The following is a 14,807-nucleotide window of genomic DNA, read 5'->3' as shown; positions in this document are numbered from 1 at the left end:
GATGAGAAACACCTGGTCGCGGAGTCGAAGAAGCGATCTCACCGCGCCCGGCGCAACATCCCCGCGACGATGCGGCGCGTATCCGCCGGATCGATCACATCGTCGATCTCGAACACCCGCGCGGCGTTGAGTGCCTTGGCGTGCTCGCGCATTGCATCGGTGCTCGTGCGGACGAGCTCCTCGCGTTCGTCCTCCGGCAGCGCCGCCAACTGCTTGGCCATCGAGAGTCGTACCGCCCCCTCGAGTCCCATCGGGCCGAGATGGGCCTGCGGCCAGGCCACGGTGAGGACTGGGCGGTGCGTGTCACCGCCGAGCATCGCCTGGGCGCCGAGGCCGTAGCCGCGTCGCAGCACGACGCCGATCAACGGCTGGGTGAACTGTGAACCGACGTTGACCATCCGAGACGCGGTACGCACCAGACCGGTGCGTTCGGCCTCGGGCCCGACCATGAATCCGGGCGTGTCGACGAGGCTGAGGATCGGGATGCCCCACCGCTCGCACAGTTCGAGGAAGTCGGCGGCCTTGGTCGCGGCATCGGAGGTGAGCGCACCCGCCAGGTGGCCGGACTGATTCGCCATCACCCCGACCGGCATCCCGTCGATCCGGGCGAGAGCAGTGACCAGTTCCGGCGCCCACCGCTCGCGCAGCCAGAGCGCCGTCCCCATGTCGACGACGGTCTCGACGATCGGGCGGACGTCGAAGGCCTCACGATCGTTGGCGGGCAGGGCGTCACGCAGCACCGTCTGATCGTCGGCGACGATCTCGACCGGGCCGGCCGGTGCGACCATGCCGAGCAACTGCCGCACGACCGCGACGGCCTCGGCTTCGTCGTCGACCAGGACGTCGATCACCCCGTTGGCGGCCTGTTCCTCCGCAGGCCCGATGTCCTCGGCGGCCACCTGCCCGAGTCCACCGCCGGCGATCATCGCCGGACCGGCCATCCCGAGATTGGCGTCCGGGGTGGCGACCCGGATGTCCGCCGACCCGGCCAGGACCGCGTTGCCCGCGAAACAGCGGCCGGACACCACCGCGATCCGCGGCGCCACCTCGCCGAGCGCGCCCCACATCCGGAACGAACCAACGTCGAGCGCCGACACCACCGGATAGTCGGTGTCGCCGGGCCGCCCGCCGCCGCCCTCGGTGAAGAACACCGCCGGCAACTCCAGGCGGGTGGCGACGTCGATCAGCCGGTCGGTCTTGTGATGCCCGCGCATGCCCTGGGTGCCGGCCTGCACCATCCAGTCGTAGCTCAGCACCACACAGGCGCGACCGTCGACCGTGGCGGTGCCGCCGATCAACCCGTCGGCCGGCGTGTCGAGCACCAGGTCCATCAGGTCGCGACGTTGTTCCTGTGCGGCCGTGGCGAATTGGCCGTACTCGATCAGCGATCCGGCATCGATCAGGTCGGCGACGTTCTCCCGTGCGGTGCGACGTCCGGCGGCGTGACGGCGGGCGACCTTCTCCGGCCGCGCCGCATCCGTCGTCAGGTGCCGTCGCGCGGTCACCTCGTCGAGCCCGGTCGCCGGTGCGGGGTGGCCGTTCTGATCACCCATCACACGGTCCCTTCTCGATCGACCTGCTGGTGCGTGATCCCGATCGAGGACCGCGCCTGCGCGATCTCGCCGCGACAGAACTCCGCGTTGACGGGATCGGACGCCCGGTCCAGTGCGTCGTCGATCCGGTCGAGGTGCAGCGTGACATGGTCGCGGACATCGGCGTCGACAGCCGCCACCCCGATCCGGCGCGCGAGCATGATCGCCGCGGTCATCGCGATCGGCGCGTCGAGTGCGTAGGTGCGGACCGCCCCGAACACGTCGTCGAGGAGTTCCTGCATGGGTAGGCGGGTCACGATCAGCCGCACGGTGCCGTCGTCGTCGGTGCGCCCCAGGTCGGGTGCGCGGCGGCGCGCCAGGGGGACCAGCCCGGCGGCGAGTTCGTTGAGTGCGTTGTGCGCGGTGTAGGGATCGTTCGTGCCCGGGGAGAGGGCGCGGACGGCCATCTCGGTGAGCTGCTGCACCGCGAACTGGATGTCCTGGTACGGCGTCCGCGTCTCGCCGAGCTCGATGCCGTCACGGATCGCGTCGGTCGCTCCCGAGGTCGCCTCGTCGTCACCGTCGATGCCGTGGATGCGGGCGAGCACCTCGCCGTCGACCAGGTGATCGCCTGGTCGGACCTCGATCGCGATGAGGCAGCCCTGCTCGCGTGCGGTACGCAGTAGCGCGGTCTCGTCGATCCCGATGACGAATCCCGAACCCGTTGCGGTGACCGGTGTCCCGCCGCCCGGAGTGGGGGCGGCGACCGCGTTGTCGGGTGCGGGATCGGGATAGAGCTCCGCGACCACGGCATCGAGTTCGGACCGGACGCGCGCCGACAACGTCGACACCTGGATGGACGACGCGATGTGGTTGATGAAGTACACGAGGACCAGGACGTCGACGACAGCCAACCCGACCGCCACGTTGACCGCGATGTCGGGCACGAAGGTGGTGTCGACGGTCGGGCCGGCGGTGATGGCGCGCAACACCATCAGCGCATAGAGGAAGGTGGCGCCGAACATGCCGAGCACGAACTGGTTTCCGCGATCGTTCATGAAGTTGCGGACCAGGCGGGGACCGTAGGTGGAACTGGCTGTCGCGAGCACCGAGATCGTGATCGAGAACGAGGTGGCCGCGACGGCCAGCATCGACCCGCCGATCGCGCCGAGCAGATCGCGACCGCCGCTGGCACCGACCCGGACGAAGAAGCCGCCCTCCCAGCCAGGTGTCGTGTCGGCCAGCGCGCGGTCGACCTCGACGAGCACCTGCGCGAGCACGATCGCCGAAAGTGCCATGACCAGCGGGAGGAACCAGAACACGTCCCGGAGCCGCGTCAACCTCATCCGCATGCGCTAGTCACCCAGCACTTTCCGTGCTGCGTTGCGTCCTGGAATCCCACTTACGCCACCACCTCGCCGTGCGCCGGCGCCGCACAGCAGCAGCCTGGGGTGGTGCGTCTCCACGCCCCAGGTGCCGACCTCGTGCTCGGACTCCGCCCACGGCCACTGGAGGCTGCGGTGGAAGATGTTGCCACCGGGGAGTCCCAGGGTCTCCTCGAGATCCTGCGGGGTCTTCACCTCGATACACGGATCGCCGGCGGCATCGTGCGTGATCACGTTCTGGACAGGTTCGGCCAGAACGGAATTGAGCGATGCCAGGGTGGCGCCGACCGCGTGCTCGACGGCGCCGGGCGAATCGAACACATCCGGTGGGGTGTGCAGGCCGAACAGCGTCAGCGTGTGTTTCCCGTCGAGTTCGGGTCCCAGGATCGACCGATCCGACAGTGTGTGGCAATAGATCTCACATGGCGGTAGTTCGGGGACCTGTCCGCGGGCGGCCTGTCGGTATGCGGTGCGCAGTTGCTGGGCGCTCTCGTTGATGTGGAACGTGCCGGAGAATGCGGCGGCCGGCGACACGGAGTCGTCGCGCAGGCGGGGTAGGCGGTCGAGCAGTAGGTTGACCTTGAGTTGCGCGCCGCGCGGCTCGGTCTCGGTCTCGATGGGATCGTCGAGGAGATCGTTGAGCACCGCCGGCGCGCAGGCGGCGTACAGCATCGTCGCCGATACCGTGCGGTCGGCGAGTTCGACGGTTCCGTCGGCGGGGTCGATGCCGACTACCTCTACACCGGTGCGGATCTCGGCGCCGGCGGCGGCGGCTGCCTGATACAGCGCGCCGGACACCGCGCCCATGCCGCCGACGGGGACGTCCCAGTCGCCGGTACCGCCGCCGATGACGTGATACAGGAAGCAGATGTTCTGTCGCAGCGAGGGGGCGTCGAGGTCGGCGAAGGTGCCGATCAGGCCGTCGGTGGCGGCGATCCCACGTACCACGTCGTCGTCGAAGTACTGCTCGAGCAGAGTGCCGAGCGGGCGGGTCGTGAGCGTCTCCCAGAACTCGGCCTCACTGGAATCCGTTCCGGTGACCAGATCGTGCATCTCACCGGCCGAACGAAGTGGTTCGAGCATGGTCGGGAAGACTCGTTCGGCGATGGTCCCCAGTCGCGTGTAGAACGACTGCCAGGCGGTGTGCACCGTATCGGAACCCGTTGCCTTGCGGAAGGATTCGGCGGTGGATTCGGGATCGTCGTTGTCGACGAGGATGCCGGTGGCCGGATCTGCCGGCAACGGTGTGTACGACGAGTACCGGCGTCGGATGAGCCGGATGTCGAGTCCGAGGTCGGCGATGATCGCACGCGGCATCAGCGAAACCAGATACGAGTAGCGCGACAGCTGCGCAGGAAGGCCGGCGAACGGCATCGCCGACACCGCGGCACCGCCGACGTGATCGGCCTTCTCCACCACCAGTACGGAGCGGCCCGCGTCGGCGAGATAGGTCGCGGCGGTCAGGCCGTTGTGACCGGCGCCGATGATGACATCGTCGTAATGGGTGGCAGGCACGTCGGATTCACCTCATTATGCGTTGCAGGAACGGGGTCGAATCCCGGATGGATGCGAGAACCGTCCCCGAGTGGTCTTCGGCGGGATAGACGTGAAGTTCCACGGGCTGACCCGCCGCGGTCATCTGCGCGTACAGCGACAGCGCCGACGGTGCGGGCACATCCGTGTCCAGGAGACCCTGTCCGAGGAAGATCGGGCGGTCGTAGCCGGAGTACGGCGTGCCCATGTACTCAGCGAGACCTTCACGCACACCGGGGATGCCGGCAAGTGGCCGGCGGAACAGGGTGCGCAGGTCGACGCCGGTCATCAGATCCGCCATCTCGGCGTAGCAGAGGGTGCGCGCCGCGGCGACGAGTTCCGCACCGCGGGGCGTGAGCGCCGACCGCACACCGAGATCGGGCCGCGCTTCGATGAACCCGGCCAGAATGTAGGCAGCGTAGGTGTTCAGGCCGGCCGGCAGGGTCACCGGTGGGAAGTCCGGACCGCCCAACGCGATGACCTGCTCGATGTTGGCGGGTGTGCCCGTGGCCACTACGCCGCGGTAGTCCAACCCGGACCCTCGCGACAGCGCGGTCGCCTGGTGGGCGCCGTTGAGCGCCGCGCCGGCCCCCTGCGATTGCCCGACGATCGCCCAGCGGCTGCTCAGCGGGAGGCCCGTCTGCCGCGCCGCCTTGACCGAGTCGACGATCGAATGTGCCTCGGAGTCGCCGTTGAGGTAGCTCATCAAGCCGGGTGTGCCGAGACCGACATAATCGGTGGACACGATGGCGTACCCCTCGCCCAGCCAGTGGGACAGGTATGCGGAGTCCCGGTCACTGCGCGGCTGTGCGGACGGGGTGCAGTCGTCACCCAGCCCGGTGGTGCCGTGCGCCCACGCCAGAACCGGCCAGCCACCCGGGGGTGGCGTGCCGGGTGGCAGGAAGATCGCACCGGTGCTGGTCGCCGGTCGGCCGTGCTGATCCGGTGTTGCGTAATGGATTCGGTAGGCGCGTGCGGCCCCGGGGATGCTGAGATCGGCGGCCAGCGGAACCTGCTCGATGAGAGTGCCGGCTCGCGCCGGCGCCGGTCCGGAGTAGTCGCGAACGTCCATGCCCGACCAGTTGGGCGGCGGGGTGGACGTCGGGTCGGCCGCCGCGCTCGGCTGGGCGACGACGACCGCAACCGCAGTCGAGAGGGCGGTGAATGTCACCATGGCGATGAGCCGCAGCCGTCGAGACATCATGGTCATCGAGGCTAGCGTCCGCCCTCGACCGGCACGCCCAGATGTCGCATTGGACCTATTCTGAGGTCGTGGACATTCCGTCAGTGAAGCTGAACAACGGCTATTCGATCCCGATGGTCGGCCTGGGCACGTTCGGGATGCTGGGGCGGCCCGGCGTGGCGGCCGTCGCCGGCGCGTTGCGCGCCGGGTATCGGATGCTCGACACCGCGTCCCGGTACAGCAACGAACGCAGTGTCGGTCTGGGACTGCGCGAGTCGGGGGTGGCGCGCGACGACGTCGTGGTACAGACCAAACTCGGTGGCGGCGACCAGGGATTCGACGAGGCCATCAACGCGGCCAAGGACAGCGCCCGTCGCCTCGGGGTCGACCACATCGACGTCTACCTGATCCACTGGCCGTGCCCGAGTCTCGGTCGCACCGTCGACTCGTGGAAAGCGCTGCTGACCTTGGCCGACGAGGGCTTCATCCGCACCGCGGGTGTATCGAATTTCAAGCAGCATCACCTGCAGATGCTTTACGACGAGACCGGGCGCTGGCCGGCGATCAACCAGATCCAGTGCTCGCCCGCCCTGGCCCGATCCGAGATCCGGGAGTTCATGGACGACAAGGGCATTCACGCGCAGGCGTGGCATCCCACCGGTCGCAAGGAAGGGATGCTGGGGGAGGCGGCGGTGATTCGGCTGGCCCGCAAATACGGCAAATCGCCTACCCAGATCGCGCTGCGGTGGGCGGTGCAGCAGGGTGTGAGCGTGGTGCCCAAGTCGTCGCACCTCGGTCGGCAACGCGAGAACGCCGACCTGTTCGACTTCGACTTCGACGCCGACGACCTGGCTGCGCTCGTCGCTCTCGACCGCGGGGAGAGGGCCGCGCGAGACTCGGACGTCGAAGAGGAGTTCTGAACCCACGCGGCACACCACCACCCGGACGTAGTCTCAGCCCATGACGGATGGCCGCGCCACCCCGACCTCCCCCGAAGCCCCGGCAGGCGAACTCGACCAACGCAAGATCTGGTCCATTTTCGCAGGCCTGATGCTGGCGATGCTGCTGGCCGCGCTCGACCAGACCATCGTCGCCACCGCGTTGCCGACGATCGTCAACGACCTCGGCGGAGCCGACCACCTGACCTGGGTCGTCACCGCCTACATGCTCGCCACCACGGCGACCACCCCGCTGTGGGGCAAACTCGGCGACCTCTACGGCAGACGCAACCTGTTCCTCGCGTGCGTCGTGATCTTCCTCGTCGGGTCCGGGCTCTGCGGCACCGCGAACTCGATGACGACGCTGATCGCGTACCGCGCGTTGCAGGGCGTCGGCGCCGGCGGGTTGATGGTGTTGTCTCAGGCCATCATCGGCGACGTCGTCCCACCGCGGGAACGCGGTCGCTACCAGGGCATCTTCGGTGCGGTCTTCGGTTTCGCCAGCGTGGTGGGGCCGTTGCTCGGCGGATTCTTCGTCGACAACCTCAGCTGGCGGTGGGTCTTCTACATCAACCTGCCCATCGGGATCGTCGCCCTCGTCGTGGTGATCGCGGTGCTGCCGAAGACCGTCGCGCAGACAAAACCGTCGATCGACTATCTCGGCATCCTGCTGCTGATGACGGCCGCGACCGGCATCGTGCTCGTCACCAGCTTCGGTGCACTCTGGGGTTGGTCGTCCGGGCGGGTGCTGGGCCTGGCCGCGTTGTCGGTGCTGGCGGCGGTCGCGTTCATCTTCCAGGAACGGCGTGCGCCCGAACCGGTGATGCCGGTGCGACTGCTGACCGACCGGGTCTTCGTGATCGCGGCGTCGGTCGGATTCGTCGTCGGTTTCGCGATGTTCGGTGCCATCACGTTCCTGCCGCTGTTCCTACAGGCGGTCCAGGGTGCCACCGCCACTTCGTCTGGGCTGCGGATGATCCCGATGATGGCAGGCCTGCTCCTCACCTCGATCGGCAGCGGCCAGCTCATCAGCCGGACCGGCCGCTACAAGTTCTACCCGATCCTCGGCACCGCGATCTTCACCGTCGCGCTGTACCTGCTGTCCACGATGGACCAGAACACGTCGACGGCGCTGACCAGCACCTATCTGTTCATTCTCGGGCTCGGCCTCGGCATGGTGATGCAGGTGCTGGTCCTGGCCGTGCAGAACTCCGTCGAATACCGCGACCTCGGCGCGGGCACCAGCGGCGCGACGTTCTTCCGCACGATCGGCGCCTCGGTCGGCGTCGCCGCGTTCGGCGCGGTCTTCAACACGCGCCTCGACGACCATCTCTCGCAGGCACCGCCGCCGGGGGCGGTCGGGCCGTGCTCGGCGGAGGTACTCGAGGCGTCCACGCTGACCCTTCCGTCGTGTCCGCCGGACGTCCAGATGTGGTTCCTCGACGGCTTCACCGGCTCCTTCCAGATGGTCTTCCTGGTGGCGGTTCCGATCGGGCTGATCGCCTTCGGGCTCAGTTGGTTGTTGCCGGAGGTCCCGCTGCGCACCGTGACCAAAACCCCCGACCCCGGGGAGAGCTTCGGTATGCCGTCGGATCGGACATCGCTGGAGGAACTGCGACTGAAGGTGTGGGAGACCCTTGCCCGCGACGACCGGCTCCGGGCGTGGGAACTCGTGGTCGAGACGGCGGAGAGTTCGCTGTCACGCGGTGAGGCATGGATGGTCAGCCGAGTCGCCGAAGAGTCCACGCGGGAGATCTCCGCCATGGTGGCGGCATCGGAAACCCCCAGGTCGACGGTGGAGGCGACGGCCGAGTCGTTGGCCCGACGCGGGATGGTGACCATCGACCACGGGGTTGTCGCCATCACGGCCGAGGGTTCGGCCGAAGCCGAGCGACTACTGGAGGCGCAGCGCACGCGGCTGCGGCGATTCGTCGCCGACTACCCCGGCAGCGAGGGGGCAGAAGTCGACGAACTGCTCGACGAGATCGCCCGTCGGCTGCATACGGAGACACCCCCGGAGTGGTCTAGGGTTTGAGGCGTGTCCCGACCTGAATCCGACGCGGCCGACCCGCAGCCGCATCACACGGATTTCACGTCTCCGCACCCGGCGGTGCCGCTGGAGTTGCCGCTCAACGACGGCGAGTTGTCCACCAACGCCGATCTGAAGACCCAGATCGTCCGGTTCACCATCACCGGCGCCGGATCGGGCGTCTTGGACTTCGGCCTCACCGTGCTGCTCCAGTACGTGTTCGGGGCACCGTTCGCGCTCGCCAAATCCCTCGGCTTCATCCTCGGGACCACCACCGCCTACCTGCTCAACCGACGCTGGACGTTCCAGGCCGAACCCAGTGCGCTGCGATTCGTCGCGGTGGCACTTCTCTACGGCGTCACGTTCTTCGTCAACGTCGGTCTGTACACATGGCTCTCCCACCTGTGGCCGGAGACCCTGCTGTACAGCTTCATCGCCTATGTGATCGCCCAGGGCACCGCCACCGTGATCAACTTCGTGGTGCAACGCCTCGTCATCTTCCGGATCCGCTGACGGTGACCACAGCGGTCGTCGTCGGAAGCGGGCCCAACGGTCTGACCGCGGCGGTCGTGCTGGCCCGGGCCGGTCTGACGGTCCGGGTGGTCGAGGCGGCCGAACGGATCGGCGGCGGTGCCCGCACCGAGCCCCTGCTGCGCTCCGACATCCTGCACGACACCTGTTCGGCCGTGCATCCGTTCGGCGCGGCGTCGCCGGCCTTCCGGGAACTGCGGCTCGAGGAGTCCGGGCTACGGTGGCGATGGCCCGAGGTGGACTGTGCGCATCCCCTCGACGACGAACCGGCAGCGGTGCTGTACCGCTCGGTGGACGAGACGGCGGCAGGCCTCGGGCCCGATGGCCAGACCTGGAAGGACGTGATCGGAGGCGTCGCCGACGATTTCGACGAGCTCGCCGACGACGTTCTCGGCCCCCTCGTGTCGGTTCCGCGCCATCCGATTCGTCTGGCCGAGTTCGGCCATCACGCCATATATCCGGCGACGTCGATGTCGCGGGTGTTTTCACACGCTCAGGCGCGGGCGCTGTTCGCGGGTGTCGCCGCGCATTCGTTCACGCGGCTGGACCGGGCAGGAACGGCGGCGACCGGGCTGATGATGCTCGGTGCAGGTCACCGCTACGGGTGGCCCGTCGCGGAGGGCGGGTCGTCGGCGATCGTGAACGCGCTCGCCGCAGCGCTGATCGACGCCGGCGGCACGGTGACCACCGGTGTGCGCATCGAGTCCGTGGACGAGGTCGAGCCCGCCGATGTGGTCCTGCTGGACGTCATGCCCGGGGCGGCGGCGAGAATGCTCGGGAAACGCCTGTCCGAGAGCAGGTCTCGGAAGTTCGCCCGGTATCGGCATGGCCCGGCCGCGTTCAAGGTGGACTACCTGATCGACGGCGAGGTGGGCTGGACCGACGAGGCGTGCCGACGTGCGGGCACCGTCCACCTCGGTGGAACCGTCGACGAGATCGCCGCTGCGGAGGCCGCGTCCGTGGCCGGCCGGATGCCGTCGCGCCCGTTCACGCTGATCGCCCAGCAGTGGTTGGCCGACCCGACGCGTGCCCCCGGATCGGCGAAGCCGCTGTGGGCGTACGCACATGTGCCACACGGGTTCAACGGTGACGCGACCGAGGCGGTCACCGCCCAGATCGAGCGTTTCGCGCCGGGCTTCCGCGACCGGATCATCGACTCGGTCAGCACGTCACCGGCCGAACTGGAACTGCGTAACCCCAACATCGTCGGCGGCGACATCGGTGGCGGCCGAAACGATCTCCGTCATCTCATCGCCCGGCCGCGGCTCTCACCGAATCCGTACGCGACCGGTGCGCCGGGGGTGTTCCTCTGTTCGTCGGCGACACCGCCGGGTGGGGGAGTGCACGGCATGTGCGGATACCGCGCCGCACATGCCGCGCTGCGTCATCTCAGCCGTTGACCTTGGCGATGACGTTCTCCGCGTACCAGTTCAGATGTTCGATCTTCTTCTCCAGGGGCTCGGTGTCCGCGCCCCGGACGTACGGCATCCGGAACCCGACGATGACGTCGGTGATCCCTTTGTCCTCCAGTCGTTTACATCCGTCGACACTATAGGCGTCCATCGAGATGACGTGGATCTCGAACGGATCGTTGGTCTTTCCCTCGGCCTTGCGGATGTCGGCGATCTTGTCCAGCAGTTCGTCGAGTTCCTCCGCCGGACCGCCGCCGTGCATCCAGCCGTCGCCGCGGACGACCGCTCGCTTGAGGGCGAGGTCGGCGTGTCCGCCGACGAGGAGCGGGATCGGCTGGGTCGGCGCCGGGGTCATCTTGATCTTCGGGATGTCGTAGAACTCGCCGTGGAACTCGAAGTAGTCGCCGGTCGTCAGCCCGCGGATGATGTCCATGCACTCGTCCATACGCTTTCCGCGACGCTTGAAGTCGACGCCCATGATGTCGTAGTCCTCCGGCCACGGGCTGGTGCCGACGCCGAGCGCGAACCGATTGTTCGTCAGGTATGCGACAGAACTCGCCTGCTTGGCGACCAGTGCCGGCGGACGCACCGGAAGCTTGACGACGAACGGGGTGAAGCGGATGGTCTCGGTGACCGCGCCGAGTGCGGCGGCCTGGATGAACGTCTCGATGAACGCCTTGCCGTCGAGGAATTCACGATCGCCGTCAGGCGTGTACGGATATGTCGCATCCGACTCCTCCGGGTAGGCCAGGGAATCGGGGATGGTGAATCCGGAGTACCCGGCCTGTTCGGCGGCCTGCGCTAGCGGCGCGTAGTAGCTCGGGTCGGTCATGGCCTCGGCGAAGGTGAAGCGCATCGTGCTCCTCGGGACGTGACGGTGGTCTCCCCAGAGTAGAACACGTTCTAGTTTGGCTGGGAAGAGATCGTCGTATCGCCGACGTTGATCGTGGAGATGACCGACGACACGAGTGACGCCCAGTCCCTGACACCCGACGATCTCGAGTTGCTACGGCGACCGCTGTACGGATTCCTGTCCGTGGCGGCGGGGCCGGTGCCGGCACAGCCGCGGCCGGTCTGGTTCGAGGTCACCGACGCCGGCGCGATCCAATTGTTCACCGAGCCGGATGCACTGAAGGTACGCAGGCTCGGCCGCGATCCGCGCGCCTCGATCGTCGTCGCCGCGCCGGTCGGCGAGCCTGAGCGGTGGGTGTCCGTGGCCGGGTCGACGACGGTGGAATCGGACGGTGCGCATGAACTCGTGGCGCGACTGGCCGCCCGGTACTGGGATCTCGACGATCCGGTCCGCGCGCGCCAGCTCGAGGAGATCTTGGCCGACGAGCAGGTTCGGGTCGTGATCCACCCGGAGAAGGTTCGGCGGTTCAGCTTCTGAGGTTTGCCCGGCGCGGCTCTTGTCAGTGCCTCGGGTATCAGTGCCTCGGGGCAGGTAACGGACTGCGGTCGTCGGCACCGGGGCCACGGAGGACCCGCAGGTCGGATCGCGTCACGTGGGTGCCGCACTCAGAACACACCGGTTCGACGGTCATGATGTGCCCGCAGCCAGGGTGTTCGGTGACGACGGGAGGATCACCGTCGATGGCCCATTTGTCGCCCCACTGGCGCAGGGCCGCCACCACGGTCCACAGTCCGCGTCCCTTCTCGGTCAATCGATAGTCGTACCGAATCGGCTTGTCCTGGTACGGCTCCTTGGTCAGCACGCCGTGCTCGACGAGGGTGTCGAGGCGCTGGGTCAGCACATTGCGCGCGATGCCGAGCCGGGTGGAGAAGTCGTCGAAGCGGGTCACGCCGAACAAGGCGTCTCGAATGATGAGCAGTGTCCACCACTCGCCGACGATCTCGAGGGTTTGGGCGACGGAGCAGTTCATGTCGGTGAAGCGTGCGCGGCGCATGTGCCAACGATAGCGGGTTGCGTGACGCAACTCAACGTGCTTTGCTCAGTTGCGTGAAACAACTCAGCAGGTACGCCCTCGGCGAGGAGTTCTCGGCGCAGGTCGGCGATGACGGCACGTGGTCGGCCGAGATCGATCCGTCGTGGTGGGGGTGGTCGGGTCCGCATGGCGGGGTGATCGCTGCACTGGCTGTTCACGTGGCCGGCCAGACCGCTCCGGACGCCACCGTGCGAGCCCTCGACCTCCGATTCGTCGGCCGTCCCGACGACGGCGAGCTGGTGCTCACGCCGACGGTCACGCCGGTGGGCCGAAGCACGCGAGTGGTGGATGTCGTCGTCGGCCAACAGGGCCGCGCCATCGCCACCGCATCGATCACGATGGGGCGCGTCGAACCGTCCGCCGCAACCGACATCGTCGACATCGGTTCGGATGTCGTTCCGCGGCCGGAGGATTGCGCGCCGTTCATGATCCCGCCGGAGATCGTGCCGATGGGTGGGCACTTGGATCTGCGACCTGTTGACGGCCCGCTGCCGCTGACCGGTGCTGCCGAACCCAGGATGCGGGCCTGGATCACCACGCTGCGGCCGATGACCGTCGATGCCGCGTACCTGGCGCTCCTTGCCGATTGTCTGCCGCCGGCCCTCTTTCCGACACTGACTGCTCCGGTGGCGGTGCCGACGGTGTCGCTCTCGATGCATGTCGCTGCGCCGCCGGAGAATTCGAGCCCGGCGCCGATCCTGGTGCAGACCCACAACATCTCGACGTCGGGCGGATGGTCGGTCGATGACACCACTCTGCGCGACGAGCGCGGACGATTGCTCGCCGCGGCACGACAGAGTCGACGCGTCGTCGGATGGACGGACCGGTGATGAGTATCGGTGCGCTACGGCAGAATCCGGCTGCAACGGCACGCTCCGCCCCGTCGGGCCTGGTCCTCGCCGTACTGTCGATCGCCGCATTCATGGCCAGCCTCGACGTGTTCATCGTCAACGTGGCGTTCGACGACATCGGCGCGGAGTTCGACGGGGTATCGCTCTCGCAGTTGTCCTGGGTGCTGAACGCGTACACGATCATCTACGCGGCCCTCCTGGTGCCCGCCGGACGACTGGCCGACCGGTACGGACGCAAAGGCGCATTTCTCGCCGGCCTCGCGCTGTTCACGCTGGCGAGCGTGGCATGTGCTCTGGCCGAGGGGATCTGGTGGCTCGTCGCGTTCCGTGTCGTGCAGGCCGTCGGCGCGGCGATCCTGACCCCGGCGAGCCTCGGACTCGTCGTGACGACCATGCCCCCGGCGGTGCGTGCGCGATCGGTCCGGATCTGGGCGGCGACCGGCGCCCTCGCCGCGGCGCTCGGCCCTGCGGTCGGCGGTCTACTCGTGGAGTTGTCCTGGCGGTGGGTGTTCCTGGTGAACGTCCCGGTCGGGCTGATCGCACTCGTTGCCGGTGCATTGGTGATCGCGAAGTCTCCCAACGAGTCCGGCAGCCAGTTGCCGGACGTTCTCGGAGCGGTGCTGCTCGCCCTCGCGATCGGTGCGGTCACGCTCGGACTCGTCGAGGGGGCGGAATGGGGATGGACGGATCCGCGTATCGTCGTCGCGTGGGTGGTCGCGGCGATCGCGCTCGCGGGGTTCGTGCTCAGCTCGATCCGTCATGCGGTCCCGGTGATCGACCCGGCACTGTTGAGGGTGCGGGCCTTCTCATTCGCCAATCTGACCGCGGTCTTGTTCGCGGTGCCCTTTGCCGGCGCTCTGCTCGCCAACATCCTCTGGCTGCAACAGGTCTGGGGATACTCCGCGATCAAGACCGGCTTCGCGGTATCGACGGGGCCGCTGATGGTCCCGATCTTCGCCGCGGTGGCGCACCGACTGACCGCGCGCTATCCGGTGGGGTGGATCGTGAGTGCGGGATGCCTCCTGTTCGGCTTCGGTGGTGTGCTGATCGCGATGTCGGTCGATGCGACGCCGAACTACGCGACCGAGGTGCTGCCGGGATGGCTGATCGGTGGTGTCGGCGTCGGCCTGGCCCTGCCGGCGATCCTGTCGTCGGCGACCGCGGACTTGCCGGCGCACCAATCCGCAACCGGCAGCGCGGTTGTCAACATGAGTCGCCAGATCGGCATGGCACTCGGAGTGAGTGTTCTCGTCGCCATCCTGGGCAGCCCGGTCGGATACGACGCCGCGCACCACGTGTTCGTGCAGGCGTGGTGGGTGCTCGGTGGTGTCGCGGTGCTGGGGGCCGTTGCGGCGTTGGGGATGACGCCGCGAACTCCGGCGACCTGACCGTTCCTTCCCGGGTGTGAGGTAGCCGGGTTTCGATACGCCCTCCGCTAGCGCTCCGGGCTACTCAACCAGCGGTTGG

At 68.0% G+C, this 14,807-nt stretch carries 13 protein-coding genes; 7 read left to right on the top strand and 6 right to left on the bottom strand.

Annotated features, from left to right (window positions below; genetic code table 11):
* Nucleotides 1–38: 38 nt before the first annotated feature.
* The 4 genes from VZC37_RS17840 to VZC37_RS17825 are packed head-to-tail and all read right to left on the bottom strand — an operon-like array spanning nt 39 to nt 5,651.
* On the bottom strand, nt 39–1,553 hold the full coding sequence (locus tag VZC37_RS17840; protein ID WP_330434169.1) for an acyl-CoA carboxylase subunit beta: 1,515 nt from the start codon (nt 1,551–1,553) through the stop codon (nt 39–41).
* The gene (locus VZC37_RS17835) at nt 1,553–2,878 is read right to left on the bottom strand and encodes a DUF2254 domain-containing protein (protein WP_330434167.1); all 1,326 of its coding nucleotides are present in this window, start codon (nt 2,876–2,878) and stop codon (nt 1,553–1,555) included. The genes VZC37_RS17840 and VZC37_RS17835 overlap by 1 nt, the downstream gene beginning before the upstream one ends.
* Before the next feature lie 9 nt (nt 2,879–2,887).
* Nucleotides 2,888–4,432, bottom strand: coding sequence for a phytoene desaturase family protein (locus VZC37_RS17830; protein ID WP_330434166.1), 1,545 nt, complete (start codon nt 4,430–4,432; stop codon nt 2,888–2,890).
* A gap of 7 nt (nt 4,433–4,439) precedes the next feature.
* Complete coding sequence (locus tag VZC37_RS17825; RefSeq protein WP_431309442.1) at nt 4,440–5,651, bottom strand: lipase family protein; 1,212 nt, start codon at nt 5,649–5,651, stop codon at nt 4,440–4,442.
* Nucleotides 5,652–5,722: 71 nt separating this feature from the next.
* On the opposite strand from VZC37_RS17825, the gene VZC37_RS17820 reads away from it, so the two are divergent.
* The 4 genes from VZC37_RS17820 to VZC37_RS17805 are packed head-to-tail and all read left to right on the top strand — an operon-like array spanning nt 5,723 to nt 10,531.
* Nucleotides 5,723–6,553 carry an aldo/keto reductase gene (locus VZC37_RS17820; protein ID WP_330434162.1) on the top strand — a complete coding sequence of 277 codons (831 nt, stop codon included), beginning with the start codon at nt 5,723–5,725 and terminating at the stop codon, nt 6,551–6,553.
* Between the two features lie 40 nt (nt 6,554–6,593).
* The gene (locus tag VZC37_RS17815) at nt 6,594–8,606 is read left to right on the top strand and encodes an MDR family MFS transporter (protein WP_330434160.1); all 2,013 of its coding nucleotides are present in this window, start codon (nt 6,594–6,596) and stop codon (nt 8,604–8,606) included.
* 3 nt (nt 8,607–8,609) lie between these two features.
* Nucleotides 8,610–9,113 (top strand): GtrA family protein, encoded by a 504-nt coding sequence (locus VZC37_RS17810; RefSeq protein WP_330434158.1) that lies wholly within the window; start codon nt 8,610–8,612, stop codon nt 9,111–9,113.
* A gap of 2 nt (nt 9,114–9,115) precedes the next feature.
* The gene (locus VZC37_RS17805; protein WP_330434156.1) at nt 9,116–10,531 is read left to right on the top strand and encodes a phytoene desaturase family protein; all 1,416 of its coding nucleotides are present in this window, start codon (nt 9,116–9,118) and stop codon (nt 10,529–10,531) included.
* Here the strand turns inward: VZC37_RS17805 and VZC37_RS17800 are convergent.
* Complete coding sequence (locus VZC37_RS17800) at nt 10,521–11,399, bottom strand: TIGR03619 family F420-dependent LLM class oxidoreductase (RefSeq protein WP_330434155.1); 879 nt, start codon at nt 11,397–11,399, stop codon at nt 10,521–10,523. The two genes, VZC37_RS17805 and VZC37_RS17800, sit on opposite strands and share 11 nt — an antisense overlap.
* 96 nt (nt 11,400–11,495) lie before the next feature.
* Here VZC37_RS17800 and VZC37_RS17795 point away from each other — a divergent pair, with 96 nt between their 5' ends.
* Nucleotides 11,496–11,933 carry a pyridoxamine 5'-phosphate oxidase family protein gene (locus tag VZC37_RS17795; protein ID WP_330434153.1) on the top strand — a complete coding sequence of 146 codons (438 nt, stop codon included), beginning with the start codon at nt 11,496–11,498 and terminating at the stop codon, nt 11,931–11,933.
* Nucleotides 11,934–11,970: 37 nt separating this feature from the next.
* Here the strand turns inward: VZC37_RS17795 and VZC37_RS17790 are convergent, their stop codons facing one another.
* Nucleotides 11,971–12,450, bottom strand: a complete 480-nt coding sequence (locus VZC37_RS17790) for a winged helix-turn-helix transcriptional regulator (RefSeq protein WP_330434151.1) — start codon at nt 12,448–12,450, stop codon at nt 11,971–11,973.
* A 53-nt stretch (nt 12,451–12,503) separates the two neighbouring features.
* On the opposite strand from VZC37_RS17790, the gene VZC37_RS17785 reads away from it, so the two are divergent.
* The gene (locus tag VZC37_RS17785; protein WP_330434149.1) at nt 12,504–13,319 is read left to right on the top strand and encodes an acyl-CoA thioesterase; all 816 of its coding nucleotides are present in this window, start codon (nt 12,504–12,506) and stop codon (nt 13,317–13,319) included.
* Nucleotides 13,319–14,728 (top strand): DHA2 family efflux MFS transporter permease subunit, encoded by a 1,410-nt coding sequence (locus VZC37_RS17780; protein WP_330434147.1) that lies wholly within the window; start codon nt 13,319–13,321, stop codon nt 14,726–14,728. Before VZC37_RS17785 ends, VZC37_RS17780 begins: the two co-directional genes overlap by 1 nt.
* The last annotated feature ends 79 nt before the right edge of the window (nt 14,729–14,807 follow it).

The sequence above is a fragment of the Gordonia sesuvii genome, from assembly GCF_036350415.1.
In the GTDB taxonomy this organism is placed as follows: domain Bacteria; phylum Actinomycetota; class Actinomycetes; order Mycobacteriales; family Mycobacteriaceae; genus Gordonia; species Gordonia sesuvii.
This window is presented reverse-complemented; position numbering and strand designations above follow the sequence as displayed.